Raw genomic sequence first — 15,795 nt, 5'->3', positions numbered from 1 at the left:
TTGTGAGTTCATTGTGCGATGGGGTCATACTTGTCGTGAATTTCAGAAAAGTGAAAAAACTTGTTGTAATGTGACTACAGGTAAATGTCTACTATACTCCTCTATCATTGCAGATACTCGGCCATACTGTGGGTCTCTCGTGACCTTAGAGATGAATCGTCGAGAGTGTAAAGTATGGATGGGTTGAATGTCTTTTTTTTTGGAAATTGAAAGTGAGATTTGTAATGGTTTCATTCATTTACAAACTGATTCAACTCTTGTTTTCAAGCAAATGCTTATTTTAAATAAAAAATAGATAGAAGGATAGGGTGGTAAGTGATGAAAAAAGTAAGAAAGGCGATTATCCCTGCAGCAGGTCTAGGTACCCGTTTCTTGCCCGCCACCAAGGCAATGCCGAAGGAAATGTTACCGATTGTTGATAAGCCCACGATTCAATACATCGTGGAAGAAGCCATCGCTTCTGGTATTGAAGACATTATCATTGTAACTGGCAAAGGAAAGAGGGCTATTGAAGATCACTTCGATAATGCATTTGAACTCGAACAAACATTGATTGAGCAAGGAAAGTTAGAATTGCTAGAAGAAGTTCGCAAGTCTTCTAATGTAGACATTCACTATATTAGACAGAAGGAAGCTAAAGGACTAGGTCATGCAGTGTGGTGTGCAAGGAACTTCATTGGTGATGAGCCATTCGCCGTATTATTAGGTGATGATATTGTTGTTGCGGATGTACCGTGTACGAGACAGATGATTGAGCAGTATGAGATCACGGGACGATCCATTGTTGGGGTACAGACAGTATTACCGGATCAGACGCATCGATATGGAATTATAGATCCTCGAAGTGCGGAAGGTAGACTGAGCTCGGTTCATCGATTTGTTGAGAAACCTGCGCAAGGTAAGGCACCTTCTAACCTTGCTATTATGGGGAGATATGTATTGTCACCGGATATATTTCAATATTTAGGAGAACAAATAATTGGTGCTGGTGGAGAAATTCAGTTAACTGATGCGATCCAACTACTGAATGAACAACAAGGGGTATATGCTTATGATTTTAAAGGCATCCGTTACGATGTAGGAGAGAAGCTAGGATTTATCTTAACTACCTTGGATTTCGCTCTTCAGAATAACGAATTAAGGCTCCCAATGCTTGCTGCACTAGAAGAGTTAATAGAGAAACAAGCAAAACAATTGCTGATCGGTGGGGGGAAATATAAATGATACCAACAACTCGAAGGAACAAGGGTGAATTATTCCTGGAGAAACATTTGCCGTACCCACATGTCGTACCCAATCATACGCGATCCGATAAACTGTATCTATTCATAAAGAGAATAATGGATGTAATGGGAGCATTATTTGGTCTGCTCTTATTGTCTCCTGTATTTGCAGTTGTAGCGATATTTATTAAATTAGAGGACCCTAGAGGACCTGTATTCTTTCATCAAATTCGTATAGGTAAGAACGAAAAAGAATTTAAAATGTTTAAATTTCGGTCAATGGTCTCAAATGCTGAGGATTTGTTAGATCAATTACTTGATCAGAATGAAGTTAGTGGTGCTATGTTTAAGATTAAGAATGATCCGCGTATAACAAGGATTGGAAGATTCATTCGAAAAACAAGCGTGGATGAATTGCCTCAGCTATGGAATGTTCTCCGTGGCGATATGAGTATGGTGGGACCTAGACCACCACTCGTGCGAGAGGTTGCAGAGTATACCTCTTATGAGAAACAAAGACTTCTCGTAATACCAGGTTGTACAGGTCTTTGGCAAGTGAGCGGACGCAATAGCGTAGGTTTTAAAGAAATGGTTGAGTTGGACATTCGATATATAGATCGTAGAAGTATTTCATATGATATCAAGATTATTTTGAAGACCATAAGAATGTTATTTGGAGCGAAGGATGCATTCTAAAATGTGAAAAAGGATGAAGTAGAGGTTTTAAATGGTCTGATATTATGGTGAATTGTGTGTAGATGAGGAGTGATTTTAATTGAAAATTGCAGTTATAGGTACAGGATATGTAGGTCTGGTGTCTGGAGTGTGCTTCTCGGAAATTGGCAACCAAGTGATATGTGTTGATAATGATCCAAGTAAAGTAGATATGCTCCGAAACGGAGAGATCCCAATCTATGAACCTGGACTCCAAGCGTTGGTAAAAAACAATGCTGCGAAAGGTATGTTATCCTTCACAACGGACATTGGTAAAGCTGTAAGGAATTCAGAAATAATTATTATCGCTGTTGGAACTCCTTCCTTGCCTAATGGAGAAGCCAATTTGAGTTATATTGAGCAAGTTGCCAAAGAAATAGGGACTGTGATGGTTGGATACAAGATCGTAGTGACGAAGAGTACCGTTCCAGTCGGGACCAACTATAAAGTGAAAGAATGGATTAGCGAATTGACGGATCATTCCTTCGATATCGTGTCTATTCCTGAATTTCTCCGGGAAGGTACAGCAGTCAAGGATACATTATTCCCTGACCGAGTGGTCATTGGAATAGATAACCCGAGGGTAATAGAACCTCTGTTAGATCTTCATAGATCTTTAACGGATAACATCGTCATTACAGATATTCGCTCAAGCGAAATGATCAAATATGCATCAAATGCCTTTTTAGCTACTAAAATTTCATTTATTAATGAAATTGCTAATATATGTGAAAAGGTAGGAGCAGATGTGACGAAGGTAGCGGAAGGCATGGGATATGACAAACGAATTGGTCATTCTTTTCTTCAAGCCGGAATTGGATATGGTGGTTCCTGCTTTCCTAAAGACACAGAAGCACTTATTCAAATTGCTGGGAACGTGAATTATGAGTTCAAGTTACTTAAGTCGGTCGTTGAAGTGAATAAAGATCAGCGTTTCAATGTCATCCATAAACTAGAGAGTGCCCTAGGGACACTAAATGGTCGAAGAATTGGGATCTGGGGACTGGCCTTTAAACCCAATACAGATGACGTGCGTGATGCACCCGCAATTGATATCATCAAGGCTTTGGTCAAAAGAGGAGCGTACGTACAGGCATATGATCCTATTGCTACAGATAACTTTAGACTTGCGCTTGATGGTTCTGAGATTAAGTGGTCAAAGAGTGCTATGGAAGCAGCTGAGGGGTGTGATGCGATTTGTTTACTAACGGAGTGGTCGGAGTTTGCAGAAATTGAGTTAACAGATCTTGCATCTGTCATGAAACATCCAATTATGATTGATGGTCGAAATGTATACGGTCCGAAGGAAATAGAGAACTCTCCCTTTATTTATTATTCGGTAGGTCGACCTAACTTGAATACAATTGATGACGATACACATATGGCATCCATCATCCATTAATTTCTTTTTATTTGTCTCGAAATGTCATACTCCAATTATATCCATATACTCTTCAACAGACATTCTGTGATCTTGGCATAGAGGGTTTACATCAAATGATTTCATTGAAGTACATCTTTGGTATCTTCATTTAATTCAATGTTAGGTGCTCGTATTGACTATGAGCAACTATTTGTGTATCTGAATTCAAGTATAAAGGGGAAGTACCAAATGAAACGTTGGATGAAAATCACATTGATAGTTCTGTCCTTATTTATCTCCATTATTGTAGGTGTGGGGATCTATTTGTATGAATCTGTGAAATCGACAGTTAATGCAATCTATGAACCAAGAGAACCAGTAATGCCTGTTATCACGAGCACAGAACCTAAATCTAAAGGTGGTGGGCCTGTGAAGATGGATGAAAAGGAACCTTATACTGTACTAGTGTTAGGGGTGGATCAACGAAAGGGTGATGTTGGCCGTTCCGACACCATGATTGTGTTGAGTGTAAACCCATCCAAAGGATCGATTTTGATGTTCAATATTCCAAGGGATACACGAACTGAAATTATAGGGCATGGTACTACAGATAAGATCAATCATGCGTATGCATTCGGTGGAGTTAACATGTCCATCCAAACGGCAGAAAATCTCCTTGATATACCAATAAATTACTACATAAAAGTGAATATGGAAGGTTTCAGCCGGATGATAGATTTGTTGGGTGGAGTAGAAGTTAAAAATCAGTTCTCGTTTAAATATGAAGGATATGAGTTTACAGAAGGCCATTTGAAATTAAACGGTGCTGAAGCGCTTGCTTATTCACGTATGAGGTATGATGATCCGCGAGGAGATTTCGGACGTAACGCCAGGCAGCGAGAGGTACTAACACAGACGATAAAGAATGCTCTACAGGTCTCTAATATCGTCCGCATCCAGTCTATGTTAGATGAGGTCGGAAATAATGCGAAGACAGATATTACCTTTGATGAGATGAAGAAGTTTATTGTGAATTATCGATCTGATCTGAATAAAATTGAAACATTAGAATTAATTGGTCAAGGCAAGAAAATAAACGGAATCTATTATTACATGATAGAAGATACAGAGAAGGAAAGAGTTCATAGTCTAATTAGAGAGCATTTGCAAAAGGCAGAGAATCCATGAGGAAACATTATGGAGCTCTTTGCGGTTCAGACGATTATCGTTCAAGCACTTCAATGTATTCAGGTGATAAAGAATTTACGCAAGAGAAAATGAAATGGGTCGATTTGCGATTGCGTACAGACTCAAAAAACAAATGAATGAAGAGCCAAGGGAGATAGCGGAATACGTATGATACAATTATTGAGAGACCTTGATGGGGTGCTAGAAATAGAGAAAGATGGAAGGAGATATACTGGTGTGAAATTGATTCGAACATTTCCATTGACGATGCCGAATCAATATATATCTGTTCGCTTAGCTAACGATGAGGAAATCACAATGATTGCTGACCTTTCGTTGTTAGAAGAGGATAGCAGAATGGAAGCTGAGCAGGAACTACAGCGGTATTATATGATTCACATCATATCAAATATCGTTTCTTTAAAACGAAGTGGAAGCGAGTGGTTATGGGTTGTAGATACAAGTTATGGTAGAACGTACTTTCGAATGAACGAAATGCACGAAAGTCTACATCCTCTAAGCTTAGTGAGTTGGATTCTTTGCGATATTGAAGGTCGTAGATATATCATTACAAATATTCATGAACTGGATGAGAATAGTCTGAAGCAATGGGAAAAAATTAATTAGCTAAGATCTATTATTCATACAATACGTATCAATCTAATATTTACCTTTTATTTTTATGGATATGTTTACAGGTAAAGCGATTGGAAACTTGATTTGCCTCTTCTCTTAGGAAATTCTTGACATTGCAATAAATGTCGAGTACATTACAGTTAATGATACAAAGTGTATCTTTTTAAGATCTGATTGATATATTTTGTCGAATAACATGATGATTCCTGTGAGGGGTAGGTTTTTCGTATGACTGAGAAATTTCTATTTTATTGCGTGTACTGTGAGCGGATTTTACAAGGGAATCAGGAGAGCTCTATTTTCAAAACTTGTTTTTACCGCTATAACACATCGATGGGTTATTGTAAGGAATGTGAAGTAACCCAAAATGAATCATATGTAAATTCTCATATTGCTGAGAATTTACTCTGAACATTTATTAACCTATACTTAGGTAAAAAGATGCGAGAATAGTAATTGTTTATCTTAAAGGAGTGTATTAAATGCAGCAGGAACCAGTTGTTCGCTTGGAGAATGTCTCTAAGATGATCTCCTCCAAGGCAATCATAGATAATCTGAGTCTAGAGATTTCGCCAGGTCAGGTGTTTGGATTTCTAGGTCCGAATGGAGCAGGAAAGACCACGACAATTCGTATGATGGTGGGATTGATATCGATTAGCCAAGGTGACATCGTTATATGTGGGCATAGCATTAAGAATCAATTTGAAGCAGCGATAGCGAATGTGGGAGCAATTGTTGAAAATCCGGAGATGTATAAATACCTTACTGGATACCAGAATTTGCACCATTTCGCTCGTATGCTGCCCGGAGTTACGAAGCTTAGAATACAAGAGGTCATTGCTCTTGTCGGGCTGGATAACCGAATTCATGACAAAGTCAAAACCTACTCACTCGGGATGAGACAACGATTAGGAGTAGCTCAGGCTATACTACACAACCCGAAACTTCTTATCTTGGACGAACCTACTAACGGACTGGATCCTCAAGGTATCCGAGAATTACGAGACTATTTACGCGATCTTTGCAGGGTTGAGGGCACTACGGTATTTGTATCAAGTCATCTACTCTCTGAAATGGAATTGATGTGCGATAGAGTGGCTATTATTCAGAATGGCAGATTAATTGATGTTCGGCAGTTAAAGAATGAGGATGGGGTGGCCGTATCGGCTGCTGAGATAGCATTTGATGTAGATCAGCCACAACAGGCTGCAGCTATATTAGGCGTGAATCGAGTGGAGAATAATCTGCTTATTATGCAGGTATCACGTGAAGAAGTGGCCGATATAAACGCTCGTCTCGTACAGGCAGGGTTAAAAGTATATGGCATTCGAGAGGTTACGCGTTCGCTCGAAGATCAATTCTTAGAAATGACGGGAAGTGAACAAATTGTCTAGTTTCTTTAAATTAGTATTAAATGAGAATATGAAAATATATCGTCGCGTACGTACTTGGGTGATGCTAGGTATATTAGCTATTTTAAGTATTCTTTTGCCATTTGTAATGTTTATGGTGGACTCACAAGAACATCCTAACGTATGGGAAGTTACTGTATTAACGATGACCTTTACATTTTTTATCAATATTATATTTGCAGTGGTTATTGCAGCGGATTCTGTAGCTAGTGAATTTTCCTGGGGAACGATTAAGCTACTTCTCATTCGACCATGGAGTCGCTCTAAAATTCTATTGTCGAAGTACATATCAGTGATACTCTTTGGTATATTAAGTACCCTTGTCCTTTTTGGAGGTACCTTTTTATTCGCAAATATTTGGTTCAGCTATGAGTTGGGTGTTTCAGGGATAATTTCGAGTTCTTGGAGTGATATGTCGTATACACTTATGTTTCTTGGTTGTAATTATGTCCAGCTTATATTGATCACGACGATAGCATTTATGATTTCTACCTTATTTCGTTCGAGCACCTTTGCTATTGTATTATCAATGTTTACCTTGTTCATCTTATTCTCTAAAAATATATTTCTGACTCTTCTTAATCCAGATAAATATGAGTGGATGAAATATGTGATATTCACACATATGGATTTAAGAGGTTACATAGATACTCCGGAAGGTCCAGGAGGTTCAACATTGACTTTCTCGTTAATTGTCTTGGCAACATATTATATTTGTTTCTTACTGCTGTCATGGGTTGTATTTAAGAAACGTGATGTTTCGGCATAAGAGTGTCTCATATTTGAATGATAAAGCCCTGAAGAATAGGAATTCCTTCTATTTTTCAGGGCTTTACTTTATTGGATTGTGACCTGAATAGGATGACAGGGTTGCATGCAGTATAAGATAAGAGTGCAATTGTCAGAGGATGTTTAGCTTACTTCGGGTTGTAAATAGTGAGAATGGATATCCTTTGACTTCTCAGAAACAGGCTCGGGATGGCTCATCGTGCTTGTGCCACTTAATGCGCCACCTTCCATAATAATGAGAGAGGAGGCAGATACATCTCCGAACATCTGCCCGGTTGCTGTAATGGTGAGTTTACCTGTTGTGGCAACGTCCCCGTAAACCTTGCCAGCTATCACAACTTCCCTTGCCTGAATGTTAGAACGAGCTACAGCATTTTCACCTACTGTTATATCCCCTTGGCTCTCAATCTCTCCGTTAAAAGAACCCTCAATCCGCAAGTTGGCTTCGCAGGATATCTTTCCAGTAACCTCACAACCTTGTCCAATAAGGGTGTCTATCCCTGAATTTCGTCTTTTTGAGTTTCTTGATCTTACCATGTTTGTGACCTCCTAAAAGTTTTGTGGAGCGATGCCTCACTGGAATTACTTCGTAACAAAACTAGCAACGGAAGCATAAGCTAAAAGTTTTTGGAGAGCGAAACTCCCCTGACTAAGCGTCGTTTCAAAAACTAGCATCGAAAGCATAAGCTTAAGTTTTGTGGAGTGATGCTTCCTCAATTATTGAATATATGGAAGTGGATTAACGACTTCATTCTTTTTCTCAACTTGAAAATGTAGATGGGAACCTGTACTGCGACCTGTATTTCCCAATTTACCAATGAGTTCGCCCTTGGAAATAGATTCTCCCACAGCTACATTAATTTTGCTTAAATGCATGTATGACGTCTGCAATCCTTCTGGATGCTCAATCTTTATATAGAGACCACGTGCCCCACGTTGTTCAGCCTCAACCACTGTACCTGCTCCTGCGGCGTAGACTGGATCTCCCGTATTACCAGAAATATCAAGACCTGCGTGATAGGCCGCTATTCCAGTAAAGGGATCTTTTCGATAGCCGAAGCTAGAGGAAACAACGTGAGAGGTTGTTGGCCACATATTAGGAATACCAGCTAGCATGTCTTGGGTCTCTTGGGCTTTCTCAAGCATACGTGGAATGTTGTCCTCCATGGAATCGAGTAACTTACGAAGCTCCTCAAAGTCATCCTTTGTCTCTTGTGTAAGGTCGAGAATCTCATTAGTGTCTACAGCGATAAATTCGCCGCCTACATGCTTAGGATCATCGCTAGTTAATGTCTCGGTAGTTTTTGTTTTTCCAGAAATCATGCTGGTGTTATTTTTATTGATGAATTTTTGTAATTCTTTTTCAAGATCGTTCACGCGTTGCATCTTGCTCTTCATATCTTGTGCGTCAGAGGAAAGGTTGATTATTTCATTTTGTAATCTGGAAATCGCTTCTTCACGGTTACTTACGGTTATCTCCATCTGATTGTTTGTCATCGTCTGTAGGTGCATTTTCTGTTCCATCTTAGAGATCACTTGGGAAGAATGTACTTGCATGGAGATAATCAGGCCAGAAAGGGACAGAATAGCAATAGTAGGTACGGCGATAAGTAAAGGTTTAGAGAGTTGGATTTGCTTAACGGAATGCTGTGCATCACGTAGAACAAGTAGTGTTATGGGTTGCTTGGATTTCGTACTTTTCATGGCAACTCCTTTCTAGGCATTGGATGTGGATAGCTTGGTTATATTCTATTTATTCGTAGAAATCTCTAAACATGTCAAATTTATTTGGGTGTTATGGTTTAAATTTGTCTATAGCGTGGTTATGTATTGAATAAACCCCTGATAGGTTGGTCAATGATGAACTTTACAAAGAGGGATTGAATTATTTAGGGATAATAATTTTTTTGTGAAAGAGGTCAGCCGTATGATGTGGGTCCTTATTGCATTGTTTGTATTTATTTTTCAAATGGCAACGATACTAATCCTTGAATTTCGAAATCCAGCTAAAGCGCTAGCCTGGATGTTTATATTGTTTTGCTTTCCACTAGTTGGCTTTATTGTGTATTACTTTGTAGCTCAGGAATACAGCAAACGAAAGAAGGTTCGTTCAAAAGGATCACGATTATTTCGGGAAATCCGCGATCAATTATGGAAAGAAGCTGTCATTATAGAGGATGTGGAGGAGATGAAGAATCACAAGTTCCACACTCAAAAGCGCTTGTTTAATTTGCTATCGAATATATCAGAGAGTCCTATAACGGGTTGCAATGAAAGTCAAGTTCTGACAGATGGGAAAGAAGCCTATCAAGCCATGCTTGAGGCGATGGAGTCAGCAGAGGATCATATACATGTTGAATTTTATATTTTTAGGGACGATATGATTGGCACTGAATTTCAGGACGTTATGATTCGAAAGGTACAGTCAGGAGTTAAGGTTCGTATTGTTTGCGACGGTGTTGGGAGTCATCACTTAAAGCGACCGTTTATTAACCGATTTAAAGAGGCGGGCGTTGAGCTTCACTTCTTCCTTCCACCCGTTATTGCTACTCTTGATCGTCGTATTAATTACAGAAATCATCGTAAAATTCTAATTGTAGATGGTAAAAAGGGATTCGTAGGAGGACTAAATGTAGGAGATGACTATTTAGGCTTATATCCTGAAGTAGGATATTGGAGGGATACTCACTTGCAGTTGGAGGGTGATGCGGTTTATTTTCTACAAAATATATTCCTTAACGATTGGAAATTAGCTTCAAGTGAGCGAATTATTGATCCTACATTATTTCCAGCACATGAATGTCGTGGAGAACAGCAAATTCAAATTCTGAGCAGTGGTCCTGATCAAGTATGGGACGCTATTCAGGAGATGTGTTTTGCAGCAATAGCGGTCGCTAACGAAAGGGTATGGATTACTTCGCCGTATTTTATCCCTGATCCAGCTATTTATGAGGGGCTTAAGTCTGCTGCAGTTAGTGGCGTGGATGTACGAATCATTATTCCTTGGAAGCCGGATTCGAAGTTGGTCCATTATGCTTCCTTGTCTTATGTAGAAGAATTGATAAAGGCTGGCGTGCGGTTCTTTCAATACCGAAAAGGCTTCGTACATGCCAAAATCCTGATTGTGGATGACCTGCTAGCATCCGTAGGAACAGCAAATATGGATATGCGTAGCTTCTTCTGTAATTTCGAGTTGACCGCGGTATTATTTGATCAGAAAGCCATCCAGCGAATTGTGAGAGATTTCAAAAATGATCTACATTATTGCTCAGAAATAGACCCTATTGAATTTGCAAAAAGGTCTCGTCTACATAAGGGAGGGGAGTTATTAAGCCGTATGTTGTCCCCTTTATTGTGAAAAAAATCCTCATTTTTATTATTCATAATAAACTCTATGGTATAATATAAAACATAGACGAAACATGGATAATATGAATAGGGGGAGTTTTGTGAGTAAAAGTACAAACATTATTGAGGGTAATATTGTGAAACAACCAAATTTTCCACCCAAAGCACCAGTCATGAAGTCAGCTATTGTACTTCGATTTATTATGATGATTTTTGGAGCACTTCTTGTCTCCGTCGCTCTTGAAATTTTTCTAGTACCAAACAGAATCATTGATGGAGGAATAACGGGGATATCGATTATGAGTTCGCTCTTTTCGGATTGGCCACTGGGGATATTTCTAACCCTCTTTAACCTTCCATTTTTATTTCTTGGATACAAGCAAATTGGTAAAACCTTCGCTATATCGACCTTTTTCTCGATTATTGTGATGTCTTTAGGAACATATTTTTTACATCCTGTTGCCCCTCTTACGACTGATCCTCTTCTTGGAACCGTATTTGGTGGTGTCATTCTAGGGATTGGTGTTGGACTTGTTATTCGTGCTGGTGGATCAACAGATGGTACAGAGATCGTTGCTATTCTATTGAGTAAGAAGTCGCCCTTTTCTGTGGGTGAAGTTGTTATGTTTATAAATGTCTTCATACTTAGTAGTGCAGGATTTGTCTTTGGATGGGACCACGCAATGTATTCCCTTATCGCTTATTATATTGCTTTTAAATTGATTGACGTTACCAATGAAGGTATGGATCAATCGAAATCAGTATGGATCATCAGTGAACAATATCGAGATATCGGTGATGCCTTAACACAACGTCTTGGACGTGGTGTAACTTATCTGGATGGTGAAGGATCCTATTCTGGCGAGAATAAGAAGGTTATCTTCGTTGTTATTACTCGTCTTGAGGAAGCTAAATTGAAGACGATTGTTGCGGAATGGGATAAAGACGCATTCATAGCGATCGGTAATATTCATGATGTCAAAGGCGGACGCTTTAAGAAGAAAGCGATCCATTAAATCTAAAATAAACGACATGTATATATGTGATAAGCCCGGAGTATTTCTCCGGGCTTATCTGTGCTTTAAATGATGCAGTATATGGTGAAGAGGCTGGGGAGGGATAACACCAAGCAGATCTCCTTTTTCCATTAGCCTAGATTCAATATTCAATAGATGAAAGTCTGTTGGGGAGACATTGTTATGAACTTCCTCCCAGGTTAGAGGTGTAGAGACAGTAGCTCGTGCTCTGGCACGGGGAGTATAGGGAGCGGCCAATGTTTTTCCTGCATAATGCTGTAAATAATCAAAGTATATTTTATCGCCTCTGTGTTTCTTCAGTCTTTCTAGCGTGAATAGCTGGGGATGGCGTTCCTCGATATAACGTCCCACGAAATGCCCAATCTTCCGTAGATCGTCAAAAGTGATTCCTCCTTCTACAGGTATAATAATCTGAACACCGGTTGCTCCTGATGTCTTGGGAATAGATTGAATTCCTAATGAGGAAAGAACCTCCCCTACGAGAGCAGTCGCTTCCATGATCCGTGGTTCGATTTCAAGAGAAGGATCTAGATCAATCATCCATTCACAAGGTAACTCGCTATGAGCAAAATGAAGAGATGGATGGAATTCCAATGCGGCTAAATTTCCTAGCCATAGTAGATCAGGCAACCCATGTAGAACAATATATGAAATATCATCATGTGTAACTGTGGATACATAAGGTGGAAGTGGAGCAGGTGCATTCTTTTGATAGAAGAATTCTCCATTCACGCCATTGGGATAACGGATCGTTGTCAACAGTCGATCTCTACAGTATGGGAGTAAGTAAGGAGCAAGGAAAGCAAGCTTCTGTAAATAAATTGCCTTGGTAATCCCCATTTCAGGCCACAATAATTTATCGGGGTTGGACACAGTAATGTGTTGACCCTCTACGGTGATGCTTCCCTTGATGCGAGCAGACGACATGGTGACAGTAACCTCTTTTTCTTAATAATTGTAGCATTGACGGAGCATGTGGATGTAAAAGTCTATGATACCGTCTTTTTGTTTTTTGAAGTGCTACGTGGTTTAGGCTTGATGCTACTTTCAACTCCAACGGTCTCCGGTTTGGTAATTCCGCTTCGTTTCCGTTTAGGCTTACCAGTATCCGTGACAATCGGTTTCACCGCCTCGATGCTGGCCTGAAGTGCTGCCATGAGGTCAATAACATTGTTCTCTTGTCTTGCCGGAGCAATTTTAACTTCTTCGCCAGCGACTTTATTCTGAATTAGTTGTAGCAATGCTACGCGATAATCGTCCGTATATTTGTTCGGATCAAATGGGGTTGAGAGCTGTTCAATAAGCATCTTAGCCATATCCATTTCCTTTTCGTTAACTACAGTATGTTCCGGAAGGTTGGGTACTTGGGAGACGGGACGAATTTCATCGGGATAAAAGATCGTCTCAATGGCCAAACACTCATCAAGGACACGAATGGCGGCTAAGCTACTTTTAGACCGGATGGAGATTTTGGCAATGCCGATTTTACCGGATTGACGCATGGCCTCCATAAGAAGCATATAGGCATTAGAACCTGCTTGGTCTGGAGACAAATAGTAAGTTTTCTGAAAATAGATGGGATCGATCTCCGTCAAATCCACGAAATCCAAAATGGTAATATTCTTATTGTTTTGATCTGATAATTGTTCGAGTTCCTCTTTTTCAAATAGAACGAACTTCCCCTTCTCATATTCATATCCCTTGGATATTTCCTCCCATTCCACTTCTTTCTCACATACAGGACATTTTCTAACGTATGATAGTGGACTTCCACATACTTTATGGACATACCTCATTGAAATATCCTTATCTTCCGTCGCAGAGAACATTTTGACAGGGACATGAACCAATCCGAAACTGATTGCACCTTTCCATACTGTATGCATGAATAATCCCTCCTTTTTTTTAAAAAAATAAGAAATAATTTTATGAAGGTAGTATATCCAATTAGCATTCGTTTTAGCGAATCCACCTATGCATGACAGGATAGTCTGAAGGGCATATTTAGAAGGGCCCAGTTGGAAAACATCACGAACTACACAGGAGGAAGTGATAAGTCATGGTCGATCAAGATAAAATAGAAGCAAATACAGTGAATTGGAACAACGTTACAGCTCCTGAGACGGACAATGATGAAGAAGCTTATCTATTGGATGTGGATCGAATGGTGAATGAAGGTCTGGGTGGCGGACAGGTTACAATATCCAATGGATATATTGGGGATACTCCGCAACAAGAGCTGTACATGAAGCGAGAAGACGAGTTTGTAAATACGGAGGATATTGGTTTATCTGACTAATGAATGAAAAGGAGCCATAATAAATGGATATCAAAAGAGCAGTTGATATTTTCCATGATAAAGAGAACTATGCAGTTAAATTAGATGGGAAGCCCGTATGGATTGAGCAAGTGGATGAAGCCAACGGTATGGCTACGGTTCAGCTAGGATCACGTCCGAACAACACGCACACGGTAAGTGTGGATCGTCTCCATGAAGAGGGGCATTAGGCATTAGCAGTAAGACAGCAGATCGAGTATTAGCAATAATTCAGAAAGGTCCGATCCGTTGGAAGCGCAGCGGGTTGGATCTTTTTGTCATTGAATATAAGTTATCCATTATGAAAATTATGGTACAACGCTTGTGCAACATCGCCTAGTGAAGGATGGTTATGATGGGTAACCTTTGCAAAACATTAAGAAATAGAAGATGTCGCTTCTTGCGGGTCCTTGCGTTGACCGATATAATAAAGGTCAAGTTATGATGGAAATGGCCGTAAAGGTGGGTTTATATTGGAAATGAGTCATTATAAAGAGCAATACATATATACCTCTAATCAATTACAGGACACGGAGGCACTGGCGGCTTGGCTTGCTGAAGTTGCAATACCAGGTACTGTGATTGGGCTTGACGGTGATTTAGGTGCGGGAAAGACGGCTTTCTCACAACTATTCGCCAAATATTTAGGAGTGAAGGGTATCGTTAACAGTCCAACATTCACAATTATAAAAGAATACGAAGGTAGATTACCTTTTTATCATATGGATGTGTATCGCTTATCTATGGATGAAGCTGATGAGCTTGGATTAGATGAGTATTTCTATGGCGAGGGAGTAAGCTTGGTGGAATGGTCCCAGATCATAAGTGAACTTCTACCAGAATCTCATTTGCATTTATTTCTTGAGACCACGGGCGTAGACCAGCGTAAGATTACGGTCCGAGGGTTTGGAGAGCCCTATGAAGAATGGTGTTGTAACCTGAATAAGAATGGAGTCTTTAAATCATGAACAAACCACAGAAGTTGGCAGCCGTGCAACGGGTTCTAGCATTGGATACGTCTACAACATCATTGTCTGTAGCTATTATGGAGAATGGCAAGGTACTGCATGAGATCAATGAATTTGGTGAACGAAATCACTCCATTCGTATACTCTCGATTGTAGAAGAAGTGTTGAAAGCATCTTCCACGTTAAATACAGATGTACAAGGCATAGCGGTTGGCATCGGTCCTGGTTCTTATACGGGTACACGTATTGCCGTAACAGCAGCGAAGACATTGGCTTGGGCTTGGAATGTCCCAGTGGTTGGAATATCAACCCTTCATTCTTTAGCCTATGGCGGCTTTATTCACGCCATAAATGCACAAGAGGATAAGGTGGGATCGGGCCAGATTAATTGGATTATTCCTCTTATCGATGCTAGGCGTGGTCAAGTGTATACAGCACTGTTTAGTTCATCTGAATCAAGTGCTCCATATCGTCTTGAGCAGGATGCTATTCGTTTAATGGAGACATGGATAGAAGAGTTAGTCCATCGGATAGAGGCTACCTTTGAGCAAAAGAAGCCACATTCTATCTGGTTTGTAGGGGACGTTAATCTCCATAAGGAGACAGCTGAACGACTTAGAATACGCCTAGGTGATGCTCTTCATATCGTTTCATACGATTTGGAGGGGCGTTACGTTGGGGTGTTAGGAACGGAGAAGTTTCATACTGGGGAACAAGATGATATGCATTCACTGGTTCCAAATTATACCCAGCTTGCTGAGGCGGAAGCCAATCTCCTGCGCAAGCCATGAAGGGAGTTA

General features: G+C 39.9%; 17 protein-coding genes. 13 read left to right on the top strand and 4 right to left on the bottom strand.

Annotation, left to right across the window (positions count from 1 at the left end; all coding sequences use genetic code 11):
* The first annotated feature begins 318 nt into the window (after nucleotides 1-318).
* From galU to PGLA_RS02435, 7 genes are all read left to right on the top strand, one after another.
* Nucleotides 319-1,224 carry a UTP--glucose-1-phosphate uridylyltransferase GalU gene (gene galU / locus PGLA_RS02465; RefSeq protein ID WP_068528133.1) on the top strand — a complete coding sequence of 302 codons (906 nt, stop codon included), beginning with the start codon at nucleotides 319-321 and terminating at the stop codon, nucleotides 1,222-1,224.
* Nucleotides 1,221-1,919 carry a sugar transferase gene (locus PGLA_RS02460; protein WP_084410668.1) on the top strand — a complete coding sequence of 233 codons (699 nt, stop codon included), beginning with the start codon at nucleotides 1,221-1,223 and terminating at the stop codon, nucleotides 1,917-1,919. Before galU ends, PGLA_RS02460 begins: the two co-directional genes overlap by 4 nt.
* A 79-nt stretch (nucleotides 1,920-1,998) precedes the next feature.
* Nucleotides 1,999-3,339 (top strand): UDP-glucose dehydrogenase family protein, encoded by a 1,341-nt coding sequence (locus tag PGLA_RS02455; RefSeq protein WP_068528130.1) that lies wholly within the window; start codon nucleotides 1,999-2,001, stop codon nucleotides 3,337-3,339.
* A gap of 210 nt (nucleotides 3,340-3,549) precedes the next feature.
* Entirely contained in the window at nucleotides 3,550-4,488 is a 939-nt protein-coding gene (locus PGLA_RS02450; RefSeq protein WP_068528128.1) for an LCP family glycopolymer transferase, read from the top strand.
* 168 nt (nucleotides 4,489-4,656) lie between these two features.
* Nucleotides 4,657-5,115 (top strand): DUF1854 domain-containing protein, encoded by a 459-nt coding sequence (locus PGLA_RS02445; protein ID WP_068528125.1) that lies wholly within the window; start codon nucleotides 4,657-4,659, stop codon nucleotides 5,113-5,115.
* Nucleotides 5,116-5,606: 491 nt separating this feature from the next.
* A complete protein-coding gene (locus PGLA_RS02440) occupies nucleotides 5,607-6,518 on the top strand; it encodes an ABC transporter ATP-binding protein (protein ID WP_068528122.1) in 912 nt (303 codons plus the stop codon).
* Complete coding sequence (locus PGLA_RS02435) at nucleotides 6,511-7,305, top strand: ABC transporter permease (protein ID WP_068528117.1); 795 nt, start codon at nucleotides 6,511-6,513, stop codon at nucleotides 7,303-7,305. Before PGLA_RS02440 ends, PGLA_RS02435 begins: the two co-directional genes overlap by 8 nt.
* A gap of 143 nt (nucleotides 7,306-7,448) precedes the next feature.
* Here PGLA_RS02435 and PGLA_RS02430 read toward each other — a convergent pair whose 3' ends face one another.
* Together PGLA_RS02430 and PGLA_RS02425 are read right to left on the bottom strand one after the other, a co-directional pair.
* Nucleotides 7,449-7,862, bottom strand: coding sequence for a bactofilin family protein (locus PGLA_RS02430; protein WP_068528114.1), 414 nt, complete (start codon nucleotides 7,860-7,862; stop codon nucleotides 7,449-7,451).
* 180 nt (nucleotides 7,863-8,042) lie between these two features.
* Nucleotides 8,043-9,029: a M23 family metallopeptidase gene (locus PGLA_RS02425; RefSeq protein ID WP_068528111.1), complete on the bottom strand. Its 987-nt coding sequence runs from the start codon at nucleotides 9,027-9,029 to the stop codon at nucleotides 8,043-8,045.
* A gap of 223 nt (nucleotides 9,030-9,252) precedes the next feature.
* On the opposite strand from PGLA_RS02425, the gene cls reads away from it, so the two are divergent.
* Both cls and PGLA_RS02415 read left to right on the top strand, forming a co-directional pair.
* Nucleotides 9,253-10,683 carry a cardiolipin synthase gene (gene cls, locus PGLA_RS02420; protein ID WP_068528108.1) on the top strand — a complete coding sequence of 477 codons (1,431 nt, stop codon included), beginning with the start codon at nucleotides 9,253-9,255 and terminating at the stop codon, nucleotides 10,681-10,683.
* Nucleotides 10,684-10,846: 163 nt separating this feature from the next.
* Nucleotides 10,847-11,689: a YitT family protein gene (locus PGLA_RS02415; protein ID WP_068528397.1), complete on the top strand. Its 843-nt coding sequence runs from the start codon at nucleotides 10,847-10,849 to the stop codon at nucleotides 11,687-11,689.
* Between the two features lie 54 nt (nucleotides 11,690-11,743).
* On the opposite strand, the gene ligD is transcribed toward PGLA_RS02415, so the two are convergent.
* Both ligD and ku read right to left on the bottom strand, forming a co-directional pair.
* Nucleotides 11,744-12,637 (bottom strand): non-homologous end-joining DNA ligase, encoded by an 894-nt coding sequence (gene ligD, locus PGLA_RS02410; RefSeq protein ID WP_068528105.1) that lies wholly within the window; start codon nucleotides 12,635-12,637, stop codon nucleotides 11,744-11,746.
* 62 nt (nucleotides 12,638-12,699) lie between these two features.
* Nucleotides 12,700-13,596, bottom strand: a complete 897-nt coding sequence (gene ku, locus PGLA_RS02405; RefSeq protein WP_068528103.1) for a non-homologous end joining protein Ku — start codon at nucleotides 13,594-13,596, stop codon at nucleotides 12,700-12,702.
* Between the two features lie 173 nt (nucleotides 13,597-13,769).
* Here ku and PGLA_RS02400 point away from each other — a divergent pair, with 173 nt between their 5' ends.
* The 4 genes from PGLA_RS02400 (at nucleotide 13,770) to tsaB (ending at nucleotide 15,786) form a co-directional block, all read left to right on the top strand.
* On the top strand, nucleotides 13,770-14,009 hold the full coding sequence (locus tag PGLA_RS02400) for a hypothetical protein (protein ID WP_068528100.1): 240 nt from the start codon (nucleotides 13,770-13,772) through the stop codon (nucleotides 14,007-14,009).
* Between the two features lie 23 nt (nucleotides 14,010-14,032).
* Nucleotides 14,033-14,218, top strand: coding sequence for an H-type small acid-soluble spore protein (locus PGLA_RS02395; protein WP_068528098.1), 186 nt, complete (start codon nucleotides 14,033-14,035; stop codon nucleotides 14,216-14,218).
* 288 nt (nucleotides 14,219-14,506) lie between these two features.
* Entirely contained in the window at nucleotides 14,507-14,995 is a 489-nt protein-coding gene (tsaE, locus tag PGLA_RS02390) for a tRNA (adenosine(37)-N6)-threonylcarbamoyltransferase complex ATPase subunit type 1 TsaE (RefSeq protein ID WP_068528394.1), read from the top strand.
* Nucleotides 14,992-15,786: a tRNA (adenosine(37)-N6)-threonylcarbamoyltransferase complex dimerization subunit type 1 TsaB gene (tsaB, locus tag PGLA_RS02385; RefSeq protein WP_068528095.1), complete on the top strand. Its 795-nt coding sequence runs from the start codon at nucleotides 14,992-14,994 to the stop codon at nucleotides 15,784-15,786. The genes tsaE and tsaB overlap by 4 nt, the downstream gene beginning before the upstream one ends.
* Nucleotides 15,787-15,795 lie beyond the last annotated feature (9 nt).

The sequence above is a fragment of the Paenibacillus glacialis genome, assembly GCF_001637205.1.
GTDB classification, from domain to species: domain Bacteria; phylum Bacillota; class Bacilli; order Paenibacillales; family Paenibacillaceae; genus Paenibacillus_AQ; species Paenibacillus_AQ glacialis.
Note: the sequence above shows the minus strand (reverse complement) of the source record. Positions and strands in the feature narration are given on the sequence as shown.

What these genes read in the sequence shown, in the direction of transcription:
- galU (WP_068528133.1), top strand. Translation starts at nt 319, where the DNA reads ATGAAAAAAGTAAGAAAGGCGATTATCCCTGCAGCAGGTCTAGGTACC.
- PGLA_RS02460 (WP_084410668.1), top strand. Translation starts at nt 1,221, where the DNA reads ATGATACCAACAACTCGAAGGAACAAGGGTGAATTATTCCTGGAGAAA.
- PGLA_RS02450 (WP_068528128.1), top strand. Translation starts at nt 3,550, where the DNA reads ATGAAACGTTGGATGAAAATCACATTGATAGTTCTGTCCTTATTTATC.
- PGLA_RS02445 (WP_068528125.1), top strand. Translation starts at nt 4,657, where the DNA reads ATGATACAATTATTGAGAGACCTTGATGGGGTGCTAGAAATAGAGAAA.
- PGLA_RS02440 (WP_068528122.1), top strand. Translation starts at nt 5,607, where the DNA reads ATGCAGCAGGAACCAGTTGTTCGCTTGGAGAATGTCTCTAAGATGATC.
- PGLA_RS02430 (WP_068528114.1), bottom strand. Translation starts at nt 7,862, where the DNA reads ATGGTAAGATCAAGAAACTCAAAAAGACGAAATTCAGGGATAGACACC.
- PGLA_RS02425 (WP_068528111.1), bottom strand. Translation starts at nt 9,029, where the DNA reads ATGAAAAGTACGAAATCCAAGCAACCCATAACACTACTTGTTCTACGT.
- cls (WP_068528108.1), top strand. Translation starts at nt 9,253, where the DNA reads ATGATGTGGGTCCTTATTGCATTGTTTGTATTTATTTTTCAAATGGCA.
- PGLA_RS02415 (WP_068528397.1), top strand. Translation starts at nt 10,847, where the DNA reads ATGAAGTCAGCTATTGTACTTCGATTTATTATGATGATTTTTGGAGCA.
- ligD (WP_068528105.1), bottom strand. Translation starts at nt 12,637, where the DNA reads ATGTCGTCTGCTCGCATCAAGGGAAGCATCACCGTAGAGGGTCAACAC.
- ku (WP_068528103.1), bottom strand. Translation starts at nt 13,596, where the DNA reads ATGCATACAGTATGGAAAGGTGCAATCAGTTTCGGATTGGTTCATGTC.
- PGLA_RS02400 (WP_068528100.1), top strand. Translation starts at nt 13,770, where the DNA reads ATGGTCGATCAAGATAAAATAGAAGCAAATACAGTGAATTGGAACAAC.
- PGLA_RS02395 (WP_068528098.1), top strand. Translation starts at nt 14,033, where the DNA reads ATGGATATCAAAAGAGCAGTTGATATTTTCCATGATAAAGAGAACTAT.
- tsaE (WP_068528394.1), top strand. Translation starts at nt 14,507, where the DNA reads ATGAGTCATTATAAAGAGCAATACATATATACCTCTAATCAATTACAG.
- tsaB (WP_068528095.1), top strand. Translation starts at nt 14,992, where the DNA reads ATGAACAAACCACAGAAGTTGGCAGCCGTGCAACGGGTTCTAGCATTG.